The organism is Alteromonas sp. ABM1_013, assembly GCF_056160505.1.
In genome coordinates this window covers 169377-195257 of record NZ_JBSWXH010000005.1, presented here as the reverse complement: position 1 = coordinate 195257, position 25881 = coordinate 169377, and the positions used below count along the sequence as shown (strand labels likewise).

The 25881-nt window shown below is 44.5% G+C and carries 27 protein-coding genes; 16 read left to right on the top strand and 11 right to left on the bottom strand.

The genetic code is table 11. From position 1 onward, the window contains the following. Nucleotides 1-115 precede the first annotated feature (115 nt). Complete coding sequence (locus tag ACXAGK_RS15625) at nt 116-658, bottom strand: GrpB family protein (protein WP_474856930.1); 543 nt, start codon at nt 656-658, stop codon at nt 116-118. A 315-nt stretch (nt 659-973) separates the two neighbouring features. On the opposite strand from ACXAGK_RS15625, the gene ACXAGK_RS15620 reads away from it, so the two are divergent. Further along, nucleotides 974-1516: a hypothetical protein gene (locus ACXAGK_RS15620; protein WP_474856929.1), complete on the top strand. Its 543-nt coding sequence runs from the start codon at nt 974-976 to the stop codon at nt 1514-1516. Between the two features lie 188 nt (nt 1517-1704). On the opposite strand, the gene ACXAGK_RS15615 is transcribed toward ACXAGK_RS15620, so the two are convergent. After that, nucleotides 1705-1968 (bottom strand): DUF7218 family protein, encoded by a 264-nt coding sequence (locus tag ACXAGK_RS15615; protein WP_474856928.1) that lies wholly within the window; start codon nt 1966-1968, stop codon nt 1705-1707. 374 nt (nt 1969-2342) lie between these two features. On the opposite strand from ACXAGK_RS15615, the gene ACXAGK_RS15610 reads away from it, so the two are divergent. After that, on the top strand, nt 2343-3524 hold the full coding sequence (locus ACXAGK_RS15610; RefSeq protein WP_474856927.1) for a pyridoxal phosphate-dependent aminotransferase: 1182 nt from the start codon (nt 2343-2345) through the stop codon (nt 3522-3524). Nucleotides 3525-3720: 196 nt separating this feature from the next. Here ACXAGK_RS15610 and ACXAGK_RS15605 read toward each other — a convergent pair whose 3' ends face one another. Both ACXAGK_RS15605 and ACXAGK_RS15600 read right to left on the bottom strand, forming a co-directional pair. Then, nucleotides 3721-4896: a saccharopine dehydrogenase family protein gene (locus tag ACXAGK_RS15605; protein WP_474856926.1), complete on the bottom strand. Its 1176-nt coding sequence runs from the start codon at nt 4894-4896 to the stop codon at nt 3721-3723. A 136-nt stretch (nt 4897-5032) separates the two neighbouring features. Continuing rightward, nucleotides 5033-6256 (bottom strand): aminotransferase class I/II-fold pyridoxal phosphate-dependent enzyme, encoded by a 1224-nt coding sequence (locus tag ACXAGK_RS15600; protein ID WP_474856925.1) that lies wholly within the window; start codon nt 6254-6256, stop codon nt 5033-5035. A 160-nt stretch (nt 6257-6416) separates the two neighbouring features. Here ACXAGK_RS15600 and ACXAGK_RS15595 point away from each other — a divergent pair, with 160 nt between their 5' ends. Both ACXAGK_RS15595 and ACXAGK_RS15590 read left to right on the top strand, forming a co-directional pair. Next, entirely contained in the window at nt 6417-6644 is a 228-nt protein-coding gene (locus ACXAGK_RS15595) for a type II toxin-antitoxin system CcdA family antitoxin (RefSeq protein WP_474806310.1), read from the top strand. A 47-nt stretch (nt 6645-6691) separates the two neighbouring features. Beyond that, nucleotides 6692-6937 carry a hypothetical protein gene (locus tag ACXAGK_RS15590; RefSeq protein WP_474806312.1) on the top strand — a complete coding sequence of 82 codons (246 nt, stop codon included), beginning with the start codon at nt 6692-6694 and terminating at the stop codon, nt 6935-6937. A 71-nt stretch (nt 6938-7008) separates the two neighbouring features. On the opposite strand, the gene ACXAGK_RS15585 is transcribed toward ACXAGK_RS15590, so the two are convergent. Further along, on the bottom strand, nt 7009-7251 hold the full coding sequence (locus ACXAGK_RS15585; protein WP_474856924.1) for an HP1242/YdcH family protein: 243 nt from the start codon (nt 7249-7251) through the stop codon (nt 7009-7011). 222 nt (nt 7252-7473) lie between these two features. On the opposite strand from ACXAGK_RS15585, the gene ACXAGK_RS15580 reads away from it, so the two are divergent. Together ACXAGK_RS15580 and ACXAGK_RS15575 are read left to right on the top strand one after the other, a co-directional pair. After that, nucleotides 7474-9921 (top strand): zinc-dependent metalloprotease, encoded by a 2448-nt coding sequence (locus tag ACXAGK_RS15580; protein WP_474856923.1) that lies wholly within the window; start codon nt 7474-7476, stop codon nt 9919-9921. A gap of 15 nt (nt 9922-9936) precedes the next feature. Next, nucleotides 9937-10593: a hypothetical protein gene (locus ACXAGK_RS15575; RefSeq protein ID WP_474856922.1), complete on the top strand. Its 657-nt coding sequence runs from the start codon at nt 9937-9939 to the stop codon at nt 10591-10593. 118 nt (nt 10594-10711) lie between these two features. Here ACXAGK_RS15575 and ACXAGK_RS15570 read toward each other — a convergent pair whose 3' ends face one another. The 4 genes from ACXAGK_RS15570 to ACXAGK_RS15555 all read right to left on the bottom strand — a co-directional run bounded on the left by ACXAGK_RS15570 (nt 10712) and on the right by ACXAGK_RS15555 (nt 13997). Then, on the bottom strand, nt 10712-11008 hold the full coding sequence (locus tag ACXAGK_RS15570; protein WP_474806320.1) for a type II toxin-antitoxin system RelE/ParE family toxin: 297 nt from the start codon (nt 11006-11008) through the stop codon (nt 10712-10714). Then, a complete protein-coding gene (locus ACXAGK_RS15565) occupies nt 11005-11235 on the bottom strand; it encodes a type II toxin-antitoxin system ParD family antitoxin (RefSeq protein WP_012518842.1) in 231 nt (76 codons plus the stop codon). Before ACXAGK_RS15565 ends, ACXAGK_RS15570 begins: the two co-directional genes overlap by 4 nt. Before the next feature lie 349 nt (nt 11236-11584). After that, a complete protein-coding gene (locus ACXAGK_RS15560) occupies nt 11585-12703 on the bottom strand; it encodes a peptidase M14 (RefSeq protein WP_474856921.1) in 1119 nt (372 codons plus the stop codon). 511 nt (nt 12704-13214) lie between these two features. Beyond that, nucleotides 13215-13997 (bottom strand): HesA/MoeB/ThiF family protein, encoded by a 783-nt coding sequence (locus tag ACXAGK_RS15555; RefSeq protein ID WP_474856920.1) that lies wholly within the window; start codon nt 13995-13997, stop codon nt 13215-13217. A 124-nt stretch (nt 13998-14121) separates the two neighbouring features. On the opposite strand from ACXAGK_RS15555, the gene moaB reads away from it, so the two are divergent. From moaB to ACXAGK_RS15520, 7 genes are all read left to right on the top strand, one after another. Further along, nucleotides 14122-14628 (top strand): molybdenum cofactor biosynthesis protein B, encoded by a 507-nt coding sequence (gene moaB / locus ACXAGK_RS15550; RefSeq protein ID WP_283645963.1) that lies wholly within the window; start codon nt 14122-14124, stop codon nt 14626-14628. Continuing rightward, nucleotides 14625-15104 (top strand): cyclic pyranopterin monophosphate synthase MoaC, encoded by a 480-nt coding sequence (gene moaC, locus ACXAGK_RS15545; RefSeq protein ID WP_474856919.1) that lies wholly within the window; start codon nt 14625-14627, stop codon nt 15102-15104. The genes moaB and moaC overlap by 4 nt, the downstream gene beginning before the upstream one ends. A 153-nt stretch (nt 15105-15257) precedes the next feature. Further along, the gene (locus ACXAGK_RS15540; RefSeq protein WP_269918022.1) at nt 15258-15506 is read left to right on the top strand and encodes a MoaD/ThiS family protein; all 249 of its coding nucleotides are present in this window, start codon (nt 15258-15260) and stop codon (nt 15504-15506) included. Nucleotides 15507-15508: 2 nt separating this feature from the next. Beyond that, nucleotides 15509-15982 carry a molybdenum cofactor biosynthesis protein MoaE gene (locus ACXAGK_RS15535; RefSeq protein WP_474806332.1) on the top strand — a complete coding sequence of 158 codons (474 nt, stop codon included), beginning with the start codon at nt 15509-15511 and terminating at the stop codon, nt 15980-15982. After that, on the top strand, nt 15964-17190 hold the full coding sequence (gene modA, locus ACXAGK_RS15530) for a molybdate ABC transporter substrate-binding protein (protein ID WP_474856918.1): 1227 nt from the start codon (nt 15964-15966) through the stop codon (nt 17188-17190). Before ACXAGK_RS15535 ends, modA begins: the two co-directional genes overlap by 19 nt. Before the next feature lie 2 nt (nt 17191-17192). Further along, the gene (gene modB, locus ACXAGK_RS15525; RefSeq protein WP_474856917.1) at nt 17193-17888 is read left to right on the top strand and encodes a molybdate ABC transporter permease subunit; all 696 of its coding nucleotides are present in this window, start codon (nt 17193-17195) and stop codon (nt 17886-17888) included. A 1-nt stretch (nt 17889) separates the two neighbouring features. Further along, the gene (locus ACXAGK_RS15520) at nt 17890-19131 is read left to right on the top strand and encodes an ATP-binding cassette domain-containing protein (RefSeq protein WP_474856916.1); all 1242 of its coding nucleotides are present in this window, start codon (nt 17890-17892) and stop codon (nt 19129-19131) included. A gap of 2 nt (nt 19132-19133) precedes the next feature. Here ACXAGK_RS15520 and hemN read toward each other — a convergent pair whose 3' ends face one another. Beyond that, the gene (hemN, locus tag ACXAGK_RS15515) at nt 19134-20510 is read right to left on the bottom strand and encodes an oxygen-independent coproporphyrinogen III oxidase (protein ID WP_474856915.1); all 1377 of its coding nucleotides are present in this window, start codon (nt 20508-20510) and stop codon (nt 19134-19136) included. 80 nt (nt 20511-20590) lie between these two features. Here hemN and ACXAGK_RS15510 point away from each other — a divergent pair, with 80 nt between their 5' ends. The 3 genes from ACXAGK_RS15510 to ACXAGK_RS15500 all read left to right on the top strand — a co-directional run bounded on the left by ACXAGK_RS15510 (nt 20591) and on the right by ACXAGK_RS15500 (nt 23175). Next, nucleotides 20591-21385, top strand: coding sequence for an SGNH/GDSL hydrolase family protein (locus tag ACXAGK_RS15510; protein WP_474856914.1), 795 nt, complete (start codon nt 20591-20593; stop codon nt 21383-21385). 101 nt (nt 21386-21486) lie between these two features. Then, nucleotides 21487-22155: a DsbA family oxidoreductase gene (locus tag ACXAGK_RS15505; protein WP_474856913.1), complete on the top strand. Its 669-nt coding sequence runs from the start codon at nt 21487-21489 to the stop codon at nt 22153-22155. A 27-nt stretch (nt 22156-22182) separates the two neighbouring features. After that, nucleotides 22183-23175: an XdhC family protein gene (locus ACXAGK_RS15500; RefSeq protein ID WP_474856912.1), complete on the top strand. Its 993-nt coding sequence runs from the start codon at nt 22183-22185 to the stop codon at nt 23173-23175. Here the strand turns inward: ACXAGK_RS15500 and ACXAGK_RS15495 are convergent. Continuing rightward, nucleotides 23172-25784: a TonB-dependent receptor gene (locus tag ACXAGK_RS15495; protein ID WP_474856911.1), complete on the bottom strand. Its 2613-nt coding sequence runs from the start codon at nt 25782-25784 to the stop codon at nt 23172-23174. The two genes, ACXAGK_RS15500 and ACXAGK_RS15495, sit on opposite strands and share 4 nt — an antisense overlap. Nucleotides 25785-25881: the final 97 nt, after the last annotated feature.

Here is a 25881-nt window from a genome sequence, read left to right as displayed (position 1 = left end):
CACGTTTCTGAAAAAAATATGATTAAAGAGAAAGAATGAGTTCATTTTCAAAACATAATTAATGGAAACGTCGTGATAAATCGCTCATGCCATAAATTAGGAAGACCAACCATTATTAGTCAGATATTGAATGCTGTCTGTCCTCCCAACGCCTAGCACTAATCATGATTAGGTCACAGACCGGATCTTTCAGTTGTGAATATAAGTCTCTATCGTTAGGAATTCGAGAGGCGAGGGTTTGCTTGAAGAACGCGTAAGACTTTGCGGTATCGTCATCAATTCTAAGATAATCTCTGAATAAAAGAGCATACTTAAAGTTTTTTGCGCCTACCTTTAGTATATGAATATTCGCTTTAAACGACCATTGGTCTGTGACCCCTTGCAGGTAAATTTTACGCCAGTCCGCAAGACATGATTCGTTAGGCGGTAAATGATCTTGACTCATGTGAGCGTTAGGCAAGTTTAATTGACTTATTCGCTGGTTTATCGTGTCGCAAATAGCAGGAGATATTTCACTAACCCCAATTTGAATATCGATACGATCTTTCGCTGGCATGTTATGAATAGAAGTAGAGCCAATATGGTCAATACAAACGCAAATATCGCCCAGCGCCGTTAATAAGCAGCGCTTAGCGATTCCAAACTGCTCAAGCCACACTTTTTAATAGGGGACAATTTCAACTTTATCTCGCTCTTGGCGTTTCATAGTGCAACCTTTCTGCGTTAATTAACAAACTCGGCGCGTTTTTCATTCAAGAAGAAAAAGGTAGCAACTTAAACCATTTCGCTGGTATCAATAACGACTTTAATGCAAACAAAAACGCATTGGGTTAACAAATACTTACATTGAATAAATTAGATGCCTTGACTTACTTAATTTACAACTTAATACTTGAAACCAGTCATTTAATACTAGAAGTTATTAAGTCTAGTTTTTTTATTTTTGTCTGATAGGACCGCAAGGAGGCACCCAGTGAATCTCATCAAACGTATTAATTTTGTTTCGCCCTCGCGCTTTTCATTACTTTTAGCTTCTGGGTTATTTATTAGCTGTATGGCTAATGCAACACCACAAACTAGCGACAAAGAAGAGTTCGTTGAACCCAAAGATATAGAAGTCATTGAAGTAAAAGGTAAAGTTAATAAAAATAGTGGTTTTTTCCTACGTAAAATTCAGCGAACGGAGCTGGATTTTTACAGACGATTTAACGCATTAGCGGACAACAAAAAGTTCAAAGTAAGATGTAGAAAAGAATCATCCGTAAACAGCCGAATTAAAAAGACTGTCTGCTATCCCCAGTATGCGCTTGATCGGATGTACAAGGAAACTCAGCAGGCACTTAGGCAAAACATGCCTAGACCGACGATGAAAGATATCGAAGACTTAACAGTTAGCGACAGAGAAGAGTCTTTTGCCTATATGGAAACAGTCATTAAGAAAGATCCTGAACTAACTAAGTTATTAATAAATATGCGCAAAGCCCAACTTGAATACGAAGAGTGGAAGTCGCAATAGTTGCGCAATTGTATCGTTCTTTTAATTGTATCTGCTGGATTTTGTGCCACAGATACTTTCGCTGTGCCCTGAAAGTTCGGCCAATCCCTCGGACTTTTAATTAGGGTTCAATAATAACTGTGCGCTGACACTTAATAATGGCCGTATATGCGTTCCTTTAACGCTGCGTTGTAACGGCCAAAGCCCCCTCAGTGATTACGCAGCGCATCAATTAACTCGTTTTTACTCATGTTTGAACGCCCATCAATGCCCACTTCTTTGGCTTTTTGATAGAGCTCATCTTTAGTGCGATCTTCGTACTTATTTGCTTTGCCGCCGTCTTTTGACGGAGTTTGTTTACTATTGGCTTGTGCATTGGCAATGCGCGCTGACTTCTCCTTGCTATAGCCTTCCTCGCGAAGGGCCTCATAGGTATCGTCGTTCTTAATTTGGTTACCGTGGTCCTTAGCCATTTTAAAACTCCTGTTGTGAATGGTGAGAGAAGCTGAGATGTTTATAGTATTTCATACTTGGTATTCGCCTAGATGGTTTAGGTTAGGTGAGCGACTTGGTGATTCAATCCAGAGAACAATGGGTTTAGTCAGTAATAGTTTTGCTGCTAATACGAGAAAAAATGTCATTCATCGCAAACGTCTAAATGGGTAAAAGGGCGCTGCACCGCAATGTAACCCCTTAACACATTAAAACTACTTACATTGTCAATTTTAGTGCGTTTTGTGCACGGGAAAAGTGCATTTGTGTCAATGGTTTAGCGCTTTTAGGCTATTGCGCGTTTAAAACCGAGCCTTTAGTCTAAAGACATTGTAGATGGAAGGCTGAGCGAAATATGAATAAAAACGTAAAACAAACCACGATAAATTCTTCACGTCGTAATTGGTTAAAATCGGTAGGTTTAGGGGCTGGTGCCGTGGCACTAACCACGAGTGTCGACAGTATAATGGGCGACCTGCATGCGGCGGGAATGCCCACTGAACATTTTCCGTCGGCTACACCTAACGTGAACGATGGTCTTATTCGCTTATCGTCAAATGAAAACGCCTTTGGACCTTCGAAAAAAGCGGCAAAAGCGATGCAAAGCGAGCTTTTAAACCTAGCACGCTATACCGATGCTACGGTTGAAGTTTTAGCGCAAAAAATTGCTGAGCAAGAAGGCGTATCTGCTGACCAAATTGTTATCACAAACGGTTCTTCACCTATTCTTTTTGGCTATGCCGACTGGATCACGAAAAATGGTAATAAGCTAGTTACCTCTATGGCAACCTATGAAGGTGTGCCGAGAGGCGCTGAGTTTATGGGGGCAGATGTCACTTATGTTCCACTTGCTGCAGACATGACTTTCGACCTAGATGCCATTGAAGCAGCTGTGACTGAAGACACTACTGCCGTTTATGTGTGTAACCCAAATAACCCAACGGGTAGCATGGTAGATGCCGCTAAACTGACCGCTTTTGCGAAACGTGTGTCGAAAAAAGCACAGGTATTTATTGATGAAGCTTACATTGAAATGTCTGACGCTTACCCGGCCAACGTTCAGTCGAAGCTTATTTCAGAAGGGCACAATGTAGTAATTTGCCGGACATTTTCTAAAATTCACGCCATGGCAGGCCAGCGTTTAGGTTACGCCATTATGCCAGCTGAGCAAGCTAAAACCCTGGGCGGAATGTTGCGCATGGGTGGCGTAAACTACTTGGCACTTGTTGCGGGTATGGCTAGCATGGATGACCACGCGAACCTAAACACCATGCGCTCACGGATTAAGACTGAACGTGACAAGTTAGTAAAAGTCGCGAAAGAATTAAAACAGCCCTATGCACCGAATCCACAAGGGAATTTCATTTACATGGATACGGGTATGCCGCACGACAAGTTTGCGCAGAAGATGAGAGCACAGGGTATTAAGGTAGTAGGGCGTACCTGGCCCGGTTACGACTCATGGTCACGTATTAGTGTTGGTACGCCAGCAGAAACCGATGCCTGCGTTAAAGCACTAAAAGCAGTACTTGCTTAGAAAAAAACAATAATAACACCTAGCGAAGAGAGAAAAGGCTGAACACTATTTGTGTTCAGCCTTTTTCATGGTAGTTGTGCGAAAATGCACGCTAGTTTTCTAAAGGTTAGACTAAGTTTAAACTTTACTTTAGTTCTTGCTTAAGCTTTTACTTAAGCCTTTATTTTAGGCCTTATTTCAGCCCTTATTTCAGCCTTTATTTTTCGATAGCAAACGTTAAGCCTGCTTTTTCTTCTAGGCGGCTTATTAGCTTATCACCAAGAGCTGCTGCTGGTGTGAAAAAGCCGCCAGATAGGTTTACGTCTTTACACAGGCAAAGCGCCGATTCTGAAATCATCTTGCTAGTAGAACCATAGCCAGGATCTTTATCACCTTTAACCGAAACGGCTAGCATGTCGCCATTGGTGGCGGTACCTACAAACATTACATCGTAAAAACCGTTCTCACGCTCTTCTTTACTTGGGCCTTCTCCAGGTTTAGGGCCATCATCGCTAGCTAGCGACTTATCTTTAGCGACGTGGTTTGCCATGGCTTCACCTTTCTCGCCAGGGCCGGTCATCATCATTTCATCGTACTGAAAGTTCTTACCGTAAGCATAGCCTGCTAGGTAGTTAGAGCGGTGAACGTTCTTAGTATTAATTGCCGCCATAATAAATGGCGCTACCCACGTACCTAACTGTTCGTCAAAATAAGGTTTGTTGCCATCTGGCTGTTGTTGGTTAGTCGAACCATCGGTTAGCGAAAGAGGGTTGATAAGCGCTGCCATTACTGACTTGTCTTTATGCGCTGCAGCCATGGTTGCTTTTAGGCTAGCAGCTGTACCACCAGAGAACGTGCCCTGCATTTTGCGAACGCGACCTTTTACATATTCGATTACTTCTCCGGTCTGTTTCTTCGCATGTTCTTGTAAATAGTGAACACCTAAATCGAAGGGCACAGAATCGAAGCCACAAGAGAACACAATGTTTGCACCGGTTTCCTTAGCTTTTGCTTCGTACTTGTTGATCATTTGGTGCATCCACGCTGGTTCACCACATAAATCTGTACAGCCTGTACCATTATCAACACACGCAGAAAGTAACTTTTCGCCGTAAATTTGATAAGGCCCTACGGTAGTCAGTACAACGGCTGTGCGCTTTGTCATGGCATCAAGTGCGTCGGCATCATCGCCGTCGGCTACAATACTAGCAACGCTATCGCTAATGCCTAGTTCTTGTTTTACGTCATTAAGTTTAGCTTCGTTACGACCAGCCACTGCCCATTTAACATTGCTGTCACTGCCATACTGCGCCTGAAAATACTCAGCCACTAGTTTGCCCGTAAAACCTGTAGCACCGAAGATAACTACATCAAATTCGCGTTCGTTACTCATTGTTTTGTCCTGTTTTATTCCGTTTCGACACGTGTCATCAATATGCACTTCCCAATATACGCACAAGCGCCCATATCTATCATTTTTTTAGGTAATATTTGTCTATTCACGAAATTAAACAGAGGATAAAAAACAACTAGCGCAATGATTTAACAAAAGTAGCTAGTCGAGCCAGTCCCTCATTCAAGCGCTCTATACTGGTAGCGAAAGAAAGCCTTACATAATGATCAGCATTGTGCTCGCCAAAATCATTGCCTGGTGTCAGCGCCACATGATACTGAGAAAGCAGGGCATCACAGAACTCGATAGCACTTAAGCCTGTATGCTTAATGTTGATGTAAGCGTAAAACGCGCCGTCGGGTTGAGCATCCAAGTTAAGCCCCATATTTTGAAGTGCGTTAAAAACAAGCGATGCACGCTCTATTAGCGTATTGCGGTTTTGCTCGCACTGCGCCAACGTTTCAGGGGTAAAACAAGAAAGTGCGGCTTTTTGAGAAAGGGTAGAGGGGCAAATAAACAAATTCTGCGCGAGCTTTTCGACTATTGGGGTCATAGTCTCAGGCACTACGCACCAGCCGAGACGCCAACCCGTCATACCGAAATATTTTGAAAAGCTGTTTATAACTACCACAGTGTCCTGCAGTTCTGCGTTGGCAAGCACAGTTTGGAGTGTTGCGCCTTTGTTCTCATTTGATTGAAACGCGCCAGCATCCACTTGAACATCCAATGAAAGCGCTAGGTCTAAATAAATTTCATCAACTATTAAAAAGCCACCCTTGGCTTTGCAGTATTGTCCAATCTTAATCAGCTCGTCTGTATCTATTGCCGTGCCTGTAGGGTTGGCAGGTGTGGCGATAAGCACGCCTTTCGTATTGTGTTTCCAATTATCGGCAACACTTTCGGCGGTTAGCTGAAAGTTATCCTCACTACGTGTTGGTACTAGCGTTACTTCTGCACCAAACGCGTTTAAAAATCGTCGATTGCACGGGTAAGATGGGTCGCCCAATATCACGTTGTCGCCAGGCTCTACTAAAGCGGCGCTTGCTAAAAGTAGCGCGCCTGAAGCACCAGCGGTAACTACGACTCGTGATGGGCTTACTTTTACATCATGTTTAGTATCATAAAAACTAGCGATTGATTGACGTAGTTCTGGAATACCCAATGCGGAGGTATAGGGAAAATCTGGGGTGTCCAAGCTTTCTTTCATTGCCGCAAGTACGGGCGCGGGGGCGCCGAAATCAGGCTCGCCTAGATTAAGCCTAATAACATCTTTACCTTGCAGTTCCAGTGCGGTGGCTTTTTCGCCATAGGCCATGGCAAGAAACGGAGAAATAGCGGTAGCGCGAGAGGCAAACTTCAAAATAAAACCCTTCATAGTTTGAGCTGGTTGAATCGATAACGCAATTAGGGCTTACTCTTGACTGTGATTCAAGTAAATCTTTGAAAAAGGAAAGGGGCTGCGTTTGCTATGCGCACAACTTTTGCGCATAATATTTTTAGTAGATTAGCTTGAGGTAGTTATGCGTCAAAAAGTTTCTTGTAATACATCGATAAATAGTGACCTTCTCAATGAGGCAAAGTCTCTCGATATAAAGCTTTCTGAGGTTTTTGAAGCCGCTTTAATTAGGGCAGTAAACGAGAAAAAAAAAGCAGAATGGTTCAAGCAGAATGATGGCGCCCTTAAAGCTCATAATGACAAAGTAATTAAGAATGGAACGTTTTCGGAGTCAATCGGTCAGCTATCGTGATAAGTCAGTTTTCAGTATGTAGATATTCATCCTCTATAGTTATCGTCTTGACTAACACAGTTTTTAACGAAGTGGAAAGCTTGTTAGTAGCGCCATTAAAGATACTGGATGGACAACCATACGTGAAAGACTTACAAATACCCTGTGAGGTGAATGGCGTCCTTTACTACATCGACTTACTTGATATTGCTACTGTTTCGAAGCGCGGCTTGAAGCACCTAGCCGAACAGCCTCTTAAAAATATGAGAAACGAAATTAAAGCTGGCATTGATTTACTTATCGATGGTTTTTAGAGATTGGTTCTAAAATGCTCGACTAAACGAATCACCCATTAAACCAGCAGCTTCGCATACTATATGGATGTCTACTTAACGTTTATCAACACCTGATAAAGCTCATCTTTCAACTCGGCGCGGTCGTGTTTCAACTGGTGTAATGTTTCATCGCTTGCGGGTGAGCCAAGCTCTTCAAGGTTTCTAATTTCATCATCTAAACTGTGATAGCGTTTTGCTTTTTCGGCAAAGTCAGTGCAAGTCGCATTTAAACGGTTAATCGTATCCTCGTGTTCTGGAAAGTCGCTTAGTAGTGAGTGCTTTTCACCTAACATAATAGTTCTCCTGATTGTCTTGTTTCATGCCAGCGAGGTTAGATTATCAATACTTTTATCAAGATATAATGCTCCGAGTACAGCAATCAGTTTCAAAAAATTATTGATAATGGCGGTCAATGTTAGAGTCGGGCGAGGAGTAGCGTTAAAACGACGAATTACCATGGGCAAAGCCCACCACATAGGGTAGGCTAGAAATTCACAATAATAAGGACTAACTGCATGCTGCAATTGAACATTTTTCACAAAGCCGCGCGACAGGTTAATGCATTAGGTAAATCAACTATTGCGTTTTCGGTATTGTTTGTCGTGTCTGCCTCTTCAGCTTGGGCAGCGTTACCAAGCATTGGTGAATTCACCAGCGACATGACCAAAAAAGATGGTTTAATTCCTGTTTACTATGACGATGAAAGCGACAAAGTTTACTTGGCCGTGCCTACAAGCGATGCCGAATATTTGTTCCAAAGCAGCTTGCCGTATGGTGTAGGTTCAAACGATATTGGCCTTGATCGCGGACAACTTGGCGATACGCGTTTGGTCAGCTTTGAAAAATTTGGTAACAAGGTTTTATTAAAGCAGCACAATACCAAATACCGCGCGACCCACGGCAGCGACGCCGAAAAGCAGAGTATTGATGAAGCTTTCGCAGATTCGGTCATTGCTGGTTTTACGTTGGTAGCTAAAAGCGATAACACTAGCCTTATCGACTATACGCCTTTTCTGTTAAGTGATATTCACGGTATCGGCAACCGTATGGCACGCACCAAGCAAGGTAGCTTCAGCGTAGATAAAATGCGAAGTGGCGTGTACTTACCAAAAACCAAAGGCTTTGAAAAGAACACTGAATTAGAGGCTTTAGTCACTTTTGCTGGTAAAAAGCCGGGCGAATACGTGCAGCAAGTTACGCCCGACCCAGAAAGTGTGACGGTTCACTTGCATCACTCGTTTGTAGCACTGCCTGACGATAACTACACACCCAGAGAATACCACCCATACTCGGGCTACTGGAAATTCAGTTATTTTGACTATTCCACGCCTATTAGTGAACCTACTGAACAGCGTTTTATTACCCGCCACCGTTTACACAAGAAAACACCTCATGCGGCGAAGAGCGAAGCAGTTGAGCCTATTGTGTACTACCTTGACCCTGGTATTCCCGAGCCAGTAATGACAGCGCTTAAAGAAGGTGCGAGCTGGTGGAACCAAGCCTATGAATCTGCAGGCTATAAAGACGCGTTTCAGGTGAAAGTATTGCCAGAAGGAGCCGACCCAATGGACGTGCGTTACAACGTCATTAACTGGGTGCACCGCGCAACGCGCGGTTGGTCTTACGGTTCGTCGGTTGTTGACCCACGTACAGGTGAAATTATTAAAGGTCACGTTACACTTGGCTCGCTGCGTGTAAGACAGGATTATTTAATTGCCCTTGGCCTCACCAGCCCGTTTAAAGAAGGCAACACCGACACTACTGCTCAGCAAGAAATGGCTTTGGATCGCATTAGGCAGTTGTCTGCTCACGAGGTAGGGCATACGTTAGGCATAGCACACAATTTTGCAGCAAGTGAAAATAACCGTGCGTCGGTGATGGATTATCCTCATCCCAAAATTAGTATTAAAAATGGCAAAATTAGCTTAGAAGGTGCTTATGACAAAGGTATAGGCGCATGGGATATACACGCCGTAGCATATGGTTATCAAGACTTTGCCAGCGATGTAGAAGAAGCCGAAGCCTTAGCAAAAATTATTGTAAAAGGTCGCAACGAGGGCTTAAGCTTTAAATCAGACCCAGATACCCGCAGCAGCCGTCATGCGTCAGCAAACGGCCATATGTGGGAAAACGGCAGCAACCCGCTAGATGCTTTTGATGAAATTTCACAAGTGCGCGAGCAGGCACTAGCCAATTTAGGTTTGGACACCTTAAGCCCGAACAGCAGTTTATCGTCCCTTGAAAATGCTTTAGTGCCTATTTACTTGCTACATCGCTATCAGCTAGAAGCTGTAGCAAAGCAAGTGGGCGGCTTAGTGTATGAATATGAGCGCAAAGGTGACTATACCCAAGCGCAGGGCCAGCAGTTTGTAGCGCCCGCAGTACAGCAACGCGCAATGCAGCAGTTGATTACTGCGACCACCGCTGATTATCTGACTATCCCTGAGTCGGTCCTCGCGCTCATCCCACCTACAGCATACGGTGACGACATTACTCGCGAGCACTTTAAGGGCAAAATGGGCTTAATGTTAGACCCTGTTTCTGCCGCTGCTTCGGCATCCAACTTTGCTTTTGAGTTGTTATTACACCCGGAACGCTTAAACCGCCTAGAGTGGCAAACAAGAAGCACTAACGATAAACGCAAAAAAGTGGGCGTTTCAATGCTAGTGAAGCAAATACTTAGCGTACATTGGTATAAAAACAAGTCGCAAAGCCCGCTAGCCAAGCGCTTACAGTTAGTGGCTTTAAATGCAGTGATGAAAGCAGTAACTAACGACAAGCTAGCACCCGAAGTAAGATTGGAAGCTGAACTCGCCTTGCTTGAATTTAGCGAATGGTTAGACGATGAAGCAGACAACAATCTGTATGAAATACTGAAAGAGCAGTTTGATACATATTGGGCGAGTAAGGCATGGCCAAGTAGCTTTGAGGTAGAGCCACTGCCGCCAGGTTCGCCGATTTAAGGAAGCTGATAATTAATGTTAGGGACAACGCAATTAGAGCAAAACCATAGCCCGAGTAATAAGCAAGTGCCGCAAAGAACCTTTGCGGCCTTGATCACTCCTTTACTTGCTGTACTACTTCTAATAATAGTTCCATTAGTAGAAAGTCTGTATGGCGGTGTGCTGTGGGACTTGAACTACCATTCCCCCAGGTTCATGTCTCAGGTCGGCGACGCGTTAGCCTTAGTTAAACTTATAGCGCTTTGTGCAGGTGTTTACCTGCTCTTTACGCAGCACGGTACATTGAGATATCTTGTTAAAAGTAAATGGTTAACTGTTGCTTTGAGCAGTGTTTTAGCAATAGTGGCACTCATTCAGATTGCGATAGGTCTATTAGGTGTTCTGATTGATGCAACACTAGGAGCTAACCGAGACTACTTTCATAAAGAATTTGCAATAGAAAATAACACTATTTACGTGTTTACCGCAGATCCAGGTGCAATGGGTACGGCCTACCATTATTTCTATTTAAAATGCCCACTACCTTTAAACCGCTATGAATTAAAGTTTATTGAAAAAACAAATTGGGTACGGGAGCTAGAGCTTAAAGCTTCTGATAATGGTTTTGACGTATTTAATCAGCGTGGTGAGTTTAAATATCGCGTTAGTTTGGGTGAAGTAGGGTGTGGTTAGTTACCTTGAAAATAGGGTAACTGTCAGATCAAGTCTGAGCTGGTACGATTTAGTGAGTAGTTTGTTTCTCTACTTGATTTGGCACTTTCGTCACAATACTTGGTCCTTCCTGTGTGTTTCAATCAGATAGATGCATAGCGTATTTCATTTGTTGATGAAGCACCCTAATGACGAAAATGCCGTCATCGACTTTTTTATAGAAGACCATGTGCCTATGAACGGGGAATTGTAAGTAATTCTTTCTAATGTCCTCCGCTGAAGTACCTACATTCGGGGTTTCCGCCAGAACAACTAGAGCTTCATGTAGGGCAACAAGATAGGCTTCAGCTTGAGTTACGCCGTGAACATTGGCTGAATAATCGTAAATGCGGGAGATATCTTCCTCTGCTTTGTTAGAGAGGATGTATTCGTTCATTCAGAGGCTCGAGTTTTCTTAGCTTGAATAATATCCAAAACATTCTTGTCACTTTTCCCACTCAACTCACCTTCTATGAGGGCTAAGCTAATTGCCTCACGCTCACTCTGATTGCGACGTACTAGATCGCGAATATAATCACTAGCATTAGCAAATTTGCCAGTTTTTACTTGCTCATCAATCCACGTACGCATTTCGTCAGGAAGTGACACGTTTAAAGTTGCCATTGTCTATTTCCGAATGTTCACCATTCAGAAATTATGGCAAATATTGACAAAGATTGCCAATGGGGCAGTGAGGGTTTGGTTTAACCGGTGTCCCCGAAGCACTTCGCTAAACGACCTATTTGGCGTCGCTCGAAACACTGCGCTTTATAAAAATTCGTCCTTTTGCTTTGCAAACAGAAGTCCTACGAGTCCATGGGCACCTTAAGGTACAACGCCGCCGTTCAATACAATAAATTGAACGGCAGGGCGCACTTTGAAGAATAAGTTCGTAATTTGCGAGAGACTATCTACGTACCCTCATCAACCATGTTGTAATAAAGTTTTAATCCATCAACCCGCGTACAAAAATCTACAGCTCCTTATAATTCGTAAACACCTTATACAACTGCGTTCCGCTTAATACCGAAGCTGACGGAAAGTGCAGAATAGGAATTAAATCGCAAGGCGCTTCCAAGGTTCTGCTGCCGTTGTCGGTATCCAGATCGTCTATATTTAGAATTTGTGCCAGTGGTTCGCCTTTTTTCACCGTTTGGCCTGGTTTTGCCATGTATTCCACCATGCCGCCCCAGTTTGTGAATAACGTTTTATAGTCTTTTAAATATACGCCTAAACGCTGCATTGCTTTCGGTTTAATATCGCATTCGTGCAGCACGCCTTTGGCGTTTAAGTAGCTAAGAATGCTGGTGGCATCTATATTACCTTCGTTAAAGTCGATCACTTCTTGGCTACCCATTTCAAGGGTAAAGGCTTCAACGTTAAAACTTACCTCACGCGCTAAATTAGTTTTTATGCTTTCTTGCAGTGTCCACCACGGGCAGAACGTCGCTTCATCGAGTGCACCTGCAAATACGTTTGGAATAAAAATACAGTGGGGGATGTTAAATAGCTTGGCGCTGTCTTTGGCATATTCGGGAATATAAACGTGACGGGTAGACACAGGGCCATTATGAAGGTCTAGTACAAAGTCGGCGTTCACCGCCATTTGTTGTAGTTTCAGGTTTAACTGTTGCGCCAAGCCTAACCCCCAGGGTTCGGCCAGTTTGTTGTCGATAGCATTAGAAAGGTGCGCACGAAAACGTTGTTTTATGCCTTCAATAGACTCTTCGCGTGTAACGGTTTTGGCGAAATGCTCTACTGCTTCTTTATCGAAGAAATAGCCGCGGTTCCAGTTTGTGCCGTTCACAGGGTCGAACCGGCCTAATGTGTACTCACCGGCTTTAATGTTAGTACCAATGGGATTACAGTTGGGTACTAAAATAATTTCGCCGCAAATATCCATGTTTTTCAAGCGCTGAATAAGATGATAGATAACTACATTACCTTGCACTTCAGCACCGTGAATTGAGCTTTGAATATAAACGGTGGGGCCAGGGCGCGCGCCCTTCATTCGATAAATTGGCACGTTCATATTACGGCCAGACGCGTTTTGCGCCACTACCATGTGTTTTTTTACTACTTGGGTTGTCATTTAAATCAACCTATTTTCTGTCTATTTTTCTAACGAAAACGCGGCAATCATATCGATAAGCGTATTTGCAAGGGCCCAAGCGTTTTCAGACGATTGCTCAAAATACATAAATCGTAACATTTTGATGATTGTTCAGTGAAACTATTTCCAAATAGCGCCGTCTCAAAAACTATCTATTTTCAGAATGAAACTGTAATGAAACTAACAAAAATAATTCCCTTAACTTTACTGCTGGTTATGGCTTCTGGGTGTACGTCAAAACAGTTGTATAACGCAGCGCAACAAAACCGGTTACAAAGCTGCAGTGAATTGCAGGGAGCGCAACGAGATGAGTGCGAGGCACGGTATCAAAAAGATTATGAAACGTACGAACGTGAACGCCAAGAAGTCTTAAACGATAAAAAGTGATTTTGCGAATGTTAAAGGGCAGGTCTCTATACCGAAATGGTTAGCAACGATTACGTTTAATAGTTACCTGCCATCTTAAATTTTATGGTTTGTTTAATTGCATTCAGCAAGCACAAAGCTCGCAGTCCACGCCTTTTGGTAGCTTCCAATTTCGCCATTCATGCGAAAGCGCATCAAAGGTCATTAACGTGTTTTTTGGGATATTATCGAAATCCATCAATACTTGCATAGCTAGCATGGCTTGGTAGGTACCAACAATATTTACTACAGGCGAGAATATACCTGCCTCTACACAGCTTAAATCAGGCGATTCAAAAAGCGTCCGCAAGCATGCATAGCAACGGCTCTCACCGGGTATAGCTACAAAAAGCTGGCCTTCAAAGCGAATGGCTGCGCCCGACACCAGTGGAGTATTTAGTTTAAAACACAATAGGTTTATTAAATCTCGCGAGTCTGTATTGTCCGTGCAATCTAGCACAACGTCAGCACGCTCTATGGCCTGTTTTAACGCTGGTGACAGCTGAGTAGTGCCCTTAGTTCTGCCGGGCGCCGCAAACGGTTCTGCCATTACGGTAATGTCGCAGTCGCTGTTGATTGCACTAAGCCGCGCTTTAGCTGCCTCTACTTTACTTGTGCCAACATCTTGTTCGCTAAACAAGGTTTGCCTTGGCAGGTTGGTGGCCTCGACTGTGTCGTGGTCGATAAGCGTAAGAGAGCCCACGCCACTGGCGCAAAGGTTAGTGGCGGCCGCGGTGCCAAGCCCGCCAATACCAATAATACAAATATTGGCGTTTAGCAGCGCTTCTTGACCGTCTAGGTCCACTTTGGGAAGCACGATATGGCGGTTATAGCGCATAGCCTGCTGATTAGTTAGGCTTTTAGACATAGTTTATGGCAACTTAGTTGTTGAATTCATGGCATGCACCCTTATAAAGTGATTACCAAATAGTATTTTGGCTGGTACTTTATCAAAAACCGCCAAAATGTCGCATATCAAATTAGGATTTCATATGTCAGCTGTCAGCCAACCCCTTAATATTGCCGTACTCACTATTTCAGATACGCGCACCCTCGAAAACGACAAGTCGGGAGACTACTTGAAAGAGGCGCTTACCTCGGTTGGCCATAACCTTTACGATCGCGATTTGGTGAAAGACGATATTTATCAGCAGCGCGCCGTGGTGTCGAAATGGATTGCCGACAAGAACATTCACGCGGTATTAATTACCGGTGGTACAGGTTTTACCCACCGTGACTCAACGCCAGAGGCCATCAGTGTATTGTTCGACAAAGAAGTGGACGGCTTTGGCGAGTTATTCCGTCAAATTAGCTATGAAGAGATTGGTACATCAACCATTCAGTCTCGCGCGGTTGCGGGTTTTGCTAATAATACGGTTATTTTCTGCTTACCAGGCTCAACAGGCGCGTGTCGTACTGCGTGGGAAAAAATTATTTCTAGCCAGCTTGATGCAGACTTCAGACCGTGTAACTTCGTAAAGCATTTGGTGGAAGCATGAGTACGTTTAGCCATCTAAATGCTGGCGGCGAAGCCAATATGGTAGATGTTAGCGACAAAGATGTTACCAAGCGAGAAGCCACAGCAGAAGGCTTCTTGTACGTAAGCGAAGACGTTATTCGCCAAATTTCTGAAGCAAAAATTGCAAAAGGGGATGTCTTCGCCGTTGCCCGAGTAGCTGGTATCCAAGGGGCGAAACGCTGCGCCGATCTTATTCCTCTTTGTCACCCATTGGCACTGTCAAAGGTTGATATAAACTTCGACATTCAGGCCGACCAAAACCGAATTAAAGCCACCTGCTATTGTAAGCTAAGCGGTAAAACCGGCGTTGAAATGGAAGCGCTCACTGGTGTAAATGTGGCGCTGTTAACCTTGTTTGATATGTGCAAAGCCATCGACCCTGGCATGCATATGGAAGGGGTACGGGTACTGGAGAAAAAAGGCGGTAAGACAGGCCATTGGCAGTCCGACACCTAGTTCACACAAAGTAGCGATCTTTAAAGCAACGTACATAAAGTGCATGCCCGCCTAATGAGTAACCTACTCTAGGTTCAATGCATTTCCGAGGCTTAAAAAGATTAATCAGCGAGCGCACAAAGCGACGTTAACAAAGTAAATAACAGGCAAAGCATGCAGGTAACGGTAAAAACATTCGCACAAACCCGAGAGATTACGGGAGAGGACAATATCGCGCTTAATTTAAGTGATAACAGCACGATTGAAGCCGTAATATCTCAGCTTAAGACGCGCAGTGACAAGTGGGCATTAGCCCTAGAGGGCAGTGTACTAACTGCCTGCAACCAAGAGCTCTGCGACCTGCAAACCGTACTTAGCGACGGCGATGAGCTGGCGCTGTTTCCACCTGTGACAGGGGGCTAGGTATGTTTGCACTAGTTCAAGTAGAAGATTTCGACCAAGGCGAGCTTTACGCTAGGTTAAAACAGTCGGCAGACGAAAAGGCGTGCGGCAATACAGGCGCGATTGTTACTTTTACTGGGTTAGTGCGGGATTATAATAATTCTGGCGACATAGACGGCATCGAATTAGAGCATTATCCCGGTATGACCGAAAAAGCGTTGATGCTGCTACTTGAACAAGCAGTAGAGCGTTTTGAACTTAATAGCGCTGGCGCACTGCACAGAGTAGGGCGCATATACAACAACGAACAAATTGTATGGGTGGGTGCCGCTGCTCCCCATCGCCAAGCCGCATTTGACGCGGCCAGCTATTTGATGGACATGCTTAAGCAATCTGTTCCCCTTTGGAAGAAAGAGTTCAAGGGCGATAAATCTGAATGGGTTGCCGCAAAAGCGTCTGACGATAAAGCGGCACTTAAGTGGATGCAAAAAAAGTAATGTTTTTCTCTTTTGCAATGCGACTTTCAAGCTTGGTTAGCTTGGCCATGCTTATTTTGGTAAGTGTTATTGCAAGCGCAAGCCCAAGTGTAGCCACAGGCATTACGACTTCTGCCAGTTCTGTGGCACGGGCGAGCAGTTTTGAAGCGGCGAATCATGCTGTAAATGAAGGGAGTACTATTAGTGCCGATAAACAAAACCAGTCAATCAATTTCAAGCGCGACGAAAAAATTAATGTAGCCGTAGCGGCAAACTTTGCAAAACCGCTAAAGGATATTGCCGAGCAGTTTACTGAGCTTACCGGCATAGAAGTCGCGGTAACCGTATCTTCTAGCGGTACTTTATATGCGCAAATTCAACATGGTGCTAGCTTTGACGTTTTTCTATCTGCAGATCGCGCCAGGCCGCAAGCCTTAGTTGATAACAACCTAGTGCATCACGGTAATTTACTGGATTACGCTAAAGGCAAGCTTGCGTTTGTTTATGCTGGCGACTTATCAAGTGAGGCATTCAGTGAAATATCTAGTAAGACATCTAGTGAAAGAGATTGCAGGGAAATCGCGCGCTCATCTACTAAAGACACAACTGCACAAATAAACGTTCAGCTTACCGATTGCTTGTCGAAGCAGCTTGTTCAATTAATGGAAAGCCCACAAAACAAGATAGCTATCGCGAACCCTAAATTGGCGCCCTATGGTGAAGCAGCACAGCAAACGTTGCAAAACTTATCCTTATGGCAACAGTTTTTACCTCACAGAGTGATGGGTAAGAACGTGCTACAAACCCTGCAGTTTTATACCACGCGCAGCGTGAAAGGGACGTTCGTTGCCTACTCATTAGCTTTAGATTTACCTTCAAATTTCCCAACTACCGGTAACACCAAGGTTGCTGATACCACCACGGTTATCGTTCCAGTACCAGAAACCTTGTATCAACCCATTGTTCAGTCGTTGGTGGTTAACAGTAAAACGGTAGCTACACTATCACCGAATCTGTTCGAACCGCTTCCAATTAAAAATGCGACAGCGCCAGTTGATGAGCCTGTTTACAAAGGCGCCAATGAGACAACCAGAGCGTTTCGTTTGAGTGACGCTAGTGGAGTGTCATCACCCAGCCTTTTCGTACAATATTTAATGTCGCAAGGGGTGCAGCACAGCTTAATTGAATGGGGCTATGAACCCATCATTGCATCGGGCGTTGGTAAATAAGTATGTTCACAGAATTTTTCGGAGCATCGTCACTAGAGGCCATACTACTAACCCTGAAGCTGGCCTTTATCACGAGTGGTTTGCTGTTGTTAATCGCACTTCCGCTGGCGTGGTTTTTAGCAAACTGGCAGAGCAAAGCTAAGCCCTTGGTTATGTCTGTGCTTGCATTGCCTTTAGTGTTACCACCAACTGTGCTGGGGTTCTATCTCCTTATTGCTTTTTCGCCGCAAAGTGCATTGGGGCAGGGATGGCAAAGCCTCACCGGGAGCAATTTAGCATTTAGCTTCGAAGGTTTAGTATTGGGCTCTGTCATCTACTCCCTTCCATTTGCTCTACAGCCTTTATATAGCGGCTTTTCGCAATTGGATAACCGTTATTTAGATGTGGCAAAAACACTAGGGTTTTCGGCCTCCGAAGCTTTTATAAAAATAGTGCTGCCCTTAAGCAAAGCGCCCATCGTGGTGGCATTAGGCTTAAGCTTTGCCCATACCATAGGCGAGTTTGGCGTAGTATTAATGATAGGCGGCAATATTCCTGGGGAAACTCAAGTGCTGTCTATTGCGCTATATGAACAGGTAGAAGCGCTCGAATATAACAGCGCACACAACCTTGCGTTGGCCCTTCTGATATTCTCATTCGTGATGCTCGCGGCGCTCTATCGTTTTAACGGTATCAAGCAAAGTAGTGAGGCGCGTTAATATGCAAATATCTGCGCTACTACCAAATCGCATTAACGCAAAAATCTCATTGCAGCATCAAAGCCGCTTCATTGGGGTTACTGGTCCATCAGGTGCAGGAAAAAGCAGCTTGTTTCGCGCCCTAGCTGGCGTAGAAAAAAACGCAACAGTTCAAACACCGTGGGCTGATAAAAAAGTCGGTATCGTATTTCAGCAGGCCATGTTATTTCCCCATACCGATGTTCGTGGCAACTTGGCCTTAGCACAGCGCCACGCAACCTCGACTGCGCTGTCTATTGAGAAGAGCATGCTCGGATGCTATTGCGAGCATTTAATCGATAAGCCAGTTCAGGCGCTTTCTGGTGGAGAAGCTCAGCGGGTAGCGATCGCGAGAGCCTTGGTAAATGGCCCTGATGTGTTATTGCTAGATGAATCATTAAGTGCAATCGATATTTTTACCCGCCGTAAAATTTATCAATTTTTAAATAATCTATGTATGACAGGGCAGCTTACCTGCTTTGTTATTTCTCACGATTTAGACGACCTTGCCTTGTTCAGTGACGAACTAATTTATATTGATAAAGGCCGCACCGAGCTTTGTGGAAAAACGCGCGATGTGTTGACTCAAGTATTCGAAAAAGAAGGGGGGGGAACGCCGTCTAGCGTACTTGAAGGGGTTAAAGTTACTGAGCAATGCGAAGCACACGACAGCAACCGGTCACAAAACGCCGTTGTCAGCTATAAACACGGTAGCGAAACGCAACAAAGTCAAAGTGTTTTGCCCTTACAAGACAATGAGCAGTGCCAGTCGGAAAACGGAATTGAGCGCGTTAAGGTAGCGGGGCAAGAGATATTCGTCACTGCAGAATCGGTCTCCTATTTGCCTAAGCAAAGCGGTGACCAAGTATCTGTTCGTTTTGCAGTTAAAGCTTGTGATGTAAGTATCGATACCAATACTGCTGACTTTGGCAATACCAGCACAATCAGTATTTTAAATGCGTTGCCATGTGTTATATCTAGCATCGAACCCGTGGTGAATCCACTCAGTCCCCTGAACGAGCCAGAAAATAACGCCGATACAAAACTCACAGATACAAAGCTAACCCCTAAAAAGCTAGCGACCGTAAACAGCGCGAAAATGTTGTTAAAACTTGATGTACTAAACAGTAACCAAACCCTTTATGCCAGCATTAGCTGTATCTCTTTATCGCGTCTTAAGCTTGATGTTGGGATGCAAGTAATTGCGCGTTTCAAATTACCTTAATTTTAGATGGCCTTGGAGTAGCTACTCAGCGTTTCGCTTCTATTCAAGTAGGCGTCGAATCGCGCACAAATTGCACGTATATAAATTCGCGCCGACTCTGGCACTCGAATATACTCGGATGTAATTTCAATAAGCCCATCTTGCTTCATCTCTGCAAGATTATCCAAAGCTGAAGCAAAATATTCATCGAATTTGATGTGGTGTTTGCTTTCAATAGCTTGTTTAACAACCACTAGATTGCACATCAGGCTAGAAATTACGTCTCTGCGTATAAGGTCGTCTAAGGTAAGTGAAAGTCCAACCTTTGAGCAGGGTAGGTAATTGTTTAATCGACTATAGTATTCCTTTAGGTCTTTAGCATTCTGAGCGTATGCATTACCTATTGTGCTAATGGCTGACACGCCGAACCCTATAAGGTCTGCGTCACCACGTAAGGTATATCCTTGAAAGTTACGGTGAAGCTCACCTTTATTCTTGGCAATGGCCAAAGAGTCCTTGCTTAAGGCAAAATGGTCAAGGCCAATCATTTCATAACCTATGCTCGTAAAGTTTTTAACGGCAAGGTCGTATAACGACGCTTTTTCTTCACTGCTTGGCAGTGTTTCTTCAGCAAATTTGCGCTGCGCGGCAAACCGTTCAGGCAGGTGTGCGTAGCTAAAAAGCGAGATGCGGTCTGGCATCATAGCTTTCGTAGCGGCAATGGTTGAAGAAAAAGTATCTAGTGATTGGTTTGGTAGACCGTATATTAAATCCAAATTGACTGAGTCAAAACCAAGCGAGCGTGCTTCAAACACTAAGTCGGCAATGTGCGATGTGCTTTGCACGCGATTAATCGTTTTCTGTACGTTATAGTCGGTGTCTTGCAAGCCAAAGCTGATACGCGTGTAACCTAAACGTTTTAAATTTTGAAGGTAGCATTTATCTATGTTTCTAGGGTCTAATTCAATAGATAGCTCGGCCCCTGCCTCAAACGTGAAATGTTTTTTAAGCAGATACATTAAATAGGTATGTTGAGTATTGCTTAGAAAACTCGGGGAGCCGCCTCCTAAATGGAGTGAAACCACGCGCCTACCTTCTGTTAAATAACGTTTAGACAGAATTTCTTTTTCTATGTAGTCTAAATATTCGTCTGCTTTTTCGTTGTGACGGGTTACCATTTTGTTGCAACCGCAGTAATAACATAGTGTTTTGCAAAACGGAATGTGCACGTACAGGCTCACCGCAGGAGCTTTAGAAATGTTTAATGCTTGCGGCAACGGGTCGATTTGCAATGGCTCAAACTTAAGTGCAGTGGGATAAGACGTATAACGAGGAGCATTAAGCGCATACTTGGTAATAGTTGATGCGGCTTTTTGTTGTAAATTGGTAATGTTAGTCATATGTTTGCACTTGTCTTTAGATGAATAGGCGCGAATTGAGCTTCATGGTTTAAGCTTATGTGATTGCTAAGGTATATGATTTGATCTACTTCAAGGTTTTGGCGTTAAACCTAGCTATTGTTTTACTTTCCCCTGTTGTATTGATGCAGGCGCTGTGGGTGCGAAAAAAGACCGCTGTGCTGCCAGAACCTGAAGGAGATCGTGTACTACCTTCAGTAGAAGGTTCGTTGTTACCACTTACTAATCTACTAGTGGTGGGTGATTCTGCAGCGGCTGGCGTAGGCGCTTTAACCCAACAGGGCGCGCTAACTGGTTTATTGTATTCTAGCCTCAGTCAAATTGGCCCAGCCCGTGTATCGCTGCATGCCAAAACGGGATTTAAAAGCGAAGATGTGCTTAGTCTTTTACACAAACTCCCCGCCGAAAACTTCTCGTCTGCGCTTATTTCTATAGGTGTTAACGATGTCACTAAATTTGTGTCACTAAAGCGATGGCAGCAAAATATTGATGCTATCAGTACACTTTTAACGCACAAATTTGGCTGTAAAAGAATAGTGTTTACTGCACTTCCTCCTATTCATTGCTTTCCAGCGCTACCGCAACCTTTGCGCGCACTGTTAGGCTGGCGAGCATTACTTTTAAACCAAGCTTTGGTTAAATCCGTAACAGCATGTTCTAACGCAGAAATATTGTATGTTACCGCGCTCAACCTAGGTGGTACTGTTGCCGATATTCGGCGAAGCGGCTTAATGGCTGAAGATGGCTTTCATCCGTCTTCTAAGGGCTACGAGATTTGGGCGCGCCTGGCTTTAGATAAACTCACGCCCAGTCATCATGCCGATATAAACGGTTCAAAAAAGACGTTTTTAAACTGACGGGTAATAATGAAAATAGTTGCTAAATGGGGTTGAAGTTTCTTTTAGTAACCTTATCTAAGCCCCTATAAATTCACGACTTCAATAAAGCGAGTCCTATTATGGCAGCTAGTGAGAAAGGTACACAAGGTGTACATAAAGTAACGGTTAATATGGTATCTGATGTGGTATGCCCGTGGTGTATTGTTGGGTATCAGCGGTTGCAAGAAGCGATTAAAACCCTTGATGACATCGAAGTAGATATCAAGTTTCACCCGTTCGAGCTAAATCCAAACATGCCTGCAGAAGGACAAAACCTTCGCGAACACATTATGGAAAAGTACGGCATTAGCGAGCAGCAAAGTGTGGAGAACCGAGCGAGGCTTGTACAAGCTGGTGAAGAGTTAGGTTTTGCATTTAATTTCACTGACGACTCCCGTATGCAGAATACTTTTAAAGCCCATCAGCTTATTCACTTTGCAGCACAAAACGACCTTGAAGAAGAAATGAAGCTTAGCTTGTTTAACGCTTATTTCACTGATGGTAAAGACGTGAACGATCTTGGCGTACTAGTAGAATTAGCTGAGTCTGTGGGCCTCGACAAAACCGAAGCTGAAGCAGTAATTAAAAGTGAAAAATACGCGCAAGTAGTTCGCGAGGAAGAAACCCTTTGGATGCAGCGCGGTATTCAAAGCGTACCTACTTTTGTCATTGGTAATCAGGGTGTGGCTGGTGCGCAGGAGCCTTCAACATTGGCTGCATTTATTGCCCAAGCAGCATCGCAGCAATAAGCAGGTTAAACGTATTTAGAGGTAGTTATGAGTAATCACGTTAACCATTTGTTGGCCCAGTGGCTTCCACTCAAAAACAAGCATAAGTGGGTGTTAGGTTTTATTTTTAAAACCGAAGGCTCATGCTACCGCAAAGCAGGCGCCATGATGCTGTTTAGTGATGCAGGGCATCAGCTAGGTATATTAAGCGGCGGCTGCTTAGAAAGTGACATCGTTAAAAAAGCCCAGCGCGTAATGACCGACGGCGTTAGCCGTACTGCAGTTTATGACGATGAAGATGAAGAAGATATTGCGTTTAAGCTAGGTGTTGGATGCGGCGGTGTAGTGCACCTAGCACTCGTGCCAGTTAATGAAAATAATAGTTATCTATCTTTGGATGTGGTTAGTAAAACCTTATCAAGCGGAAAGGCGTGTGAGTGGCGCTGCGCTGTAGACGGTACCTTGGGTGAGTGTACGGAATTGGAAGACCATACTGCTACACCTAGAAAAGCCGTGCTAGATACTGTTAATGGCGAGCGCACATTGTCGGTTTTGATGCTGCCACCTATCCACCTACTTGTTGTTGGAGGTGGGTACGACGCTACCTTTATGACCAAACTGGCTAGTTTACAGGGTTATCTAGTAAGCCTTTGGGATCCAAGGCCCGCACAAGCAAGACTTGAACACTTTCCCGAGGTAAATTACTTGATTGAAGACCCGTCTACGGAAGGCTTACGTCTTCACATGGGCGAACATAATATTCAAGCGGCGGTGCTTATGTCCCATCATCGCGAAATTGATGCAAAGGCGCTGCAGGTGCTAAGTAAGCAGTCTTTAACCTATACGGCAATGCTTGGGCCGTTGCACCGCAAGCAAGAAATTATGGATTTAGCAGGGCTTGGTAATACCGATTTTACGCAGTATTTCGCGAGCCCTGCTGGCTTTGATATAGGCGGTGAACTACCTGAGCATATTGCACTTTCTGTTATTGCACAGTGTCATGCTGTGTTTCATACAAAACCTACGCATTTGAATCGTTAGAAAGACTTTCTAAAAGTAACGCCAAAGCTTCTAGGTGCACCCGGGTAGGCCATAATTTTTCCGGTTTGTACTGGCACATCAAACCCGCTTCGTGCAACGTACTCTTCGTCGAATACGTTGCGCGACCATGCAATAACTTCACTATCCCATTGTGGAATAGTGAAACTTACGCGAACGTTAAATAACGAAAAGTCGTCAGCGTATTTGTACGGGTCGTTGGCATCGTCAAGGAATACATCCCCCGTGTATTGGTAGTCAATACTGGCGGAGGCAGGATAATCTCCAACTTCGAAATAGTGATTCAGCATAAGTGACAGTGAATTCTGAGGTTCGAAGCCCACGCGGTCTCCGTCTCTTGCGCAGAAAGGATCGCTAGGGTTCGCACGGCCCGGGTCGTCGATGCCAGTATGCCACGTGTACGCTACCCAACAGGTGCCACGTTCAAACTCATCAAAGTTCGCTAGCGTGCGCGATGCAACGGCATGTAATTCGGTGCTCTCTGTTACCAACCACGTTGCTTCAAGCTCTACACCTTTGACTATGATATCGCCCGCATTTTGCAGGTTGAAACCTGTTCCGGTAAAGGTCGTCGCCTGAAAGTCGCTAATTTGTGTGTAGTGCGCCGCGGCATTTACGCGAACGCCGTATTCTTCAAAATCGTGTTTAATGCCTATTTCGGCACTTCTTGATTTTTCAGCATCAAAAAGCGGGCTAAGCGAAGGTAAAATTCTGTCGGTATTCGTGCCGCCTGCTTTGTAACCTGTGGCAAAACTGGCGTAGGTTAACGTGTTGTCGTTGGGGTGGTAAGCCAGTTTTACCGTGCCTGTCAGCTGGGAATCGTCAAGCTGTTCGTTTAAATCAGGGCGAGGCATAACCGCTGCCGAGCCTAAGAAAAAGTACCCCCAGCCTGCCTGCTGAAAAGGCGCAATGGCATTAAGTGATTCAGCAGAGGGCGCTTGGCCAGTAGTCAAGGCTGCAGCGATGTCTTGTAAACCTTGTACCGCACGCCCGATATTAGGCCATTGCGCAGGATTTTGACTTAGTCCGTCAATACCAGGCCCTTGCTCGTCATACGCACCGACGATCGACTTTTCTTCGCGTGTATAGCGTAAGCCTGTGGTTAGCGTAAAATTGCGGTTTAGCAGCCAATCGAACTGAGAAAATACAGCAATGCTGTCTTGTTCTTGATTAGCCGAGTGTACAAAAGCGGTACCGGACGGCGCTGGGGCTGCAGCAGGCGCAATAAAGCCTGATGTAACTGCAGATAGCTCGTTGATGGCGTTAGCCAAAGGCAGCAGATCGGGCGCGGCGGCATTAAAGAACGCACTAAAATCATCTTGCGTGGTAGTATCAAAGGTTAGATCTAAGTTTTGGCTGTAATAGTAAACACCTATTAATCCACGCACATTCTCGCTGGTGTAATGCAATCTAACTTCTTGAGAAAACGACTGCTGCCTGGCGTCGTTAGTGGCAGTGAGAAGGTCCGCATCAGAAAAGTCGGTATCTACCGTATCTAAGCTGTCAAACGCGCGGTACGCGCTTATGCTCACTAAATTCCATGCTTTGTTTAAAGCCACATCTACTTGAACTGATAGCCCTTTGTCTTCCATTTTTGAAAGGGGAGTTTGCGACAGCGATGTTCTATAGTCGTAAAAGCTATCGCGCCCATAAATAGTTGCGTTGAATGGCGGTTGAAGCAGCAGCGCATCAGTGCCGAATTTACCCGCTATGTCATTGGCCTGAATGTTATTTTGAAACGTCAGTGCGCCGCAGCACCGCTCGTCTAGCTCGCCGTAATCGGCTATCAATCTTACGCTAATGTTTTCTGTCGGTGTATAAAGCAGCTGCGCTTTTACCGCAGACCGATTACGGTTGTTTAGGGTTTGCCCACTGGCCTCATCGGTAATAAAGCCATCGCCATGGGAACTAAATCCAGATACTCGCATGGCAAGAATATCGTCGATAAGTGAAAACGACGATCCTGCACTCAAGCGAACCAAATTGTCATTGCCAATAATAGCCTCAGCAAAGCCATTACGTTCGCCGTGTGAAGGCGCTACGGTTGATACCGTCACCGCGCCAGCGGCGGTATTCTTACCAAATAAGGTACCTTGGGGCCCGCGTAATACCTCGATAGATTCAATATCAACTAGATCGCTAATTAGTGCATTTTGTCTGGAGCGGTAGACGCCGTCTACATACAGACCTACCGATGACTCGAAGCCAAAGTTTTGAGAAGAAGTACCGATACCGCGAATAGAAAAGCCTGAATTAGTCACACTTTGGTTTTGAAACGCGCCAAAAGCGGGGACGTAGTTTTGCAGGTCGAACATGTCACGACTAACGGTTTCTACCATATCTTGACCACTTAGGGCTGTGACAGCCACGGGAACGTCCTGCAAATTTTGTGATGTCTTCTGTGCCTGAACTATTATGTGTTCAAGTTTCTTGTTCGCAATTTGTATTTTTGTGCCATCGTCGGCGCTAGCGTGGGCACTAACAGAGCTAGCAGAAAATATAAGCGTAGTTAAAAGGCAATAAGTGATAGGGTTTACTGTTGCTCTTACATTTTCAGGATGGCAGGGCAAGGCGTATGTAAATGACTTCATTTTAGTTCTTTTTATCGTTTAGAAGCTAAGCGCCTCCAGCCAAACTTATCACGACAAAGTCGCGTCCATGTGCGCGCAGTCCTTTACATTTTGTCGT

What these genes read in the sequence shown, in the direction of transcription:
- ACXAGK_RS15605 (WP_474856926.1), bottom strand. Translation starts at nt 4,896, where the DNA reads ATGAGTAACGAACGCGAATTTGATGTAGTTATCTTCGGTGCTACAGGT.
- ACXAGK_RS15595 (WP_474806310.1), top strand. Translation starts at nt 6,417, where the DNA reads ATGCGTCAAAAAGTTTCTTGTAATACATCGATAAATAGTGACCTTCTC.
- ACXAGK_RS15495 (WP_474856911.1), bottom strand. Translation starts at nt 25,784, where the DNA reads ATGAAGTCATTTACATACGCCTTGCCCTGCCATCCTGAAAATGTAAGA.
- ACXAGK_RS15555 (WP_474856920.1), bottom strand. Translation starts at nt 13,997, where the DNA reads ATGTCTAAAAGCCTAACTAATCAGCAGGCTATGCGCTATAACCGCCAT.
- ACXAGK_RS15610 (WP_474856927.1), top strand. Translation starts at nt 2,343, where the DNA reads ATGAATAAAAACGTAAAACAAACCACGATAAATTCTTCACGTCGTAAT.
- ACXAGK_RS15585 (WP_474856924.1), bottom strand. Translation starts at nt 7,251, where the DNA reads ATGTTAGGTGAAAAGCACTCACTACTAAGCGACTTTCCAGAACACGAG.
- ACXAGK_RS15615 (WP_474856928.1), bottom strand. Translation starts at nt 1,968, where the DNA reads ATGGCTAAGGACCACGGTAACCAAATTAAGAACGACGATACCTATGAG.
- ACXAGK_RS15575 (WP_474856922.1), top strand. Translation starts at nt 9,937, where the DNA reads ATGTTAGGGACAACGCAATTAGAGCAAAACCATAGCCCGAGTAATAAG.
- ACXAGK_RS15580 (WP_474856923.1), top strand. Translation starts at nt 7,474, where the DNA reads ATGCTGCAATTGAACATTTTTCACAAAGCCGCGCGACAGGTTAATGCA.
- hemN (WP_474856915.1), bottom strand. Translation starts at nt 20,510, where the DNA reads ATGACTAACATTACCAATTTACAACAAAAAGCCGCATCAACTATTACC.
- ACXAGK_RS15520 (WP_474856916.1), top strand. Translation starts at nt 17,890, where the DNA reads ATGCAAATATCTGCGCTACTACCAAATCGCATTAACGCAAAAATCTCA.
- ACXAGK_RS15560 (WP_474856921.1), bottom strand. Translation starts at nt 12,703, where the DNA reads ATGACAACCCAAGTAGTAAAAAAACACATGGTAGTGGCGCAAAACGCG.
- moaC (WP_474856919.1), top strand. Translation starts at nt 14,625, where the DNA reads ATGAGTACGTTTAGCCATCTAAATGCTGGCGGCGAAGCCAATATGGTA.
- ACXAGK_RS15505 (WP_474856913.1), top strand. Translation starts at nt 21,487, where the DNA reads ATGGCAGCTAGTGAGAAAGGTACACAAGGTGTACATAAAGTAACGGTT.
- ACXAGK_RS15500 (WP_474856912.1), top strand. Translation starts at nt 22,183, where the DNA reads ATGAGTAATCACGTTAACCATTTGTTGGCCCAGTGGCTTCCACTCAAA.
- modB (WP_474856917.1), top strand. Translation starts at nt 17,193, where the DNA reads ATGTTCACAGAATTTTTCGGAGCATCGTCACTAGAGGCCATACTACTA.
- ACXAGK_RS15565 (WP_012518842.1), bottom strand. Translation starts at nt 11,235, where the DNA reads ATGGCAACTTTAAACGTGTCACTTCCTGACGAAATGCGTACGTGGATT.
- ACXAGK_RS15535 (WP_474806332.1), top strand. Translation starts at nt 15,509, where the DNA reads ATGTTTGCACTAGTTCAAGTAGAAGATTTCGACCAAGGCGAGCTTTAC.
- ACXAGK_RS15570 (WP_474806320.1), bottom strand. Translation starts at nt 11,008, where the DNA reads ATGAACGAATACATCCTCTCTAACAAAGCAGAGGAAGATATCTCCCGC.
- moaB (WP_283645963.1), top strand. Translation starts at nt 14,122, where the DNA reads ATGTCAGCTGTCAGCCAACCCCTTAATATTGCCGTACTCACTATTTCA.
- ACXAGK_RS15540 (WP_269918022.1), top strand. Translation starts at nt 15,258, where the DNA reads ATGCAGGTAACGGTAAAAACATTCGCACAAACCCGAGAGATTACGGGA.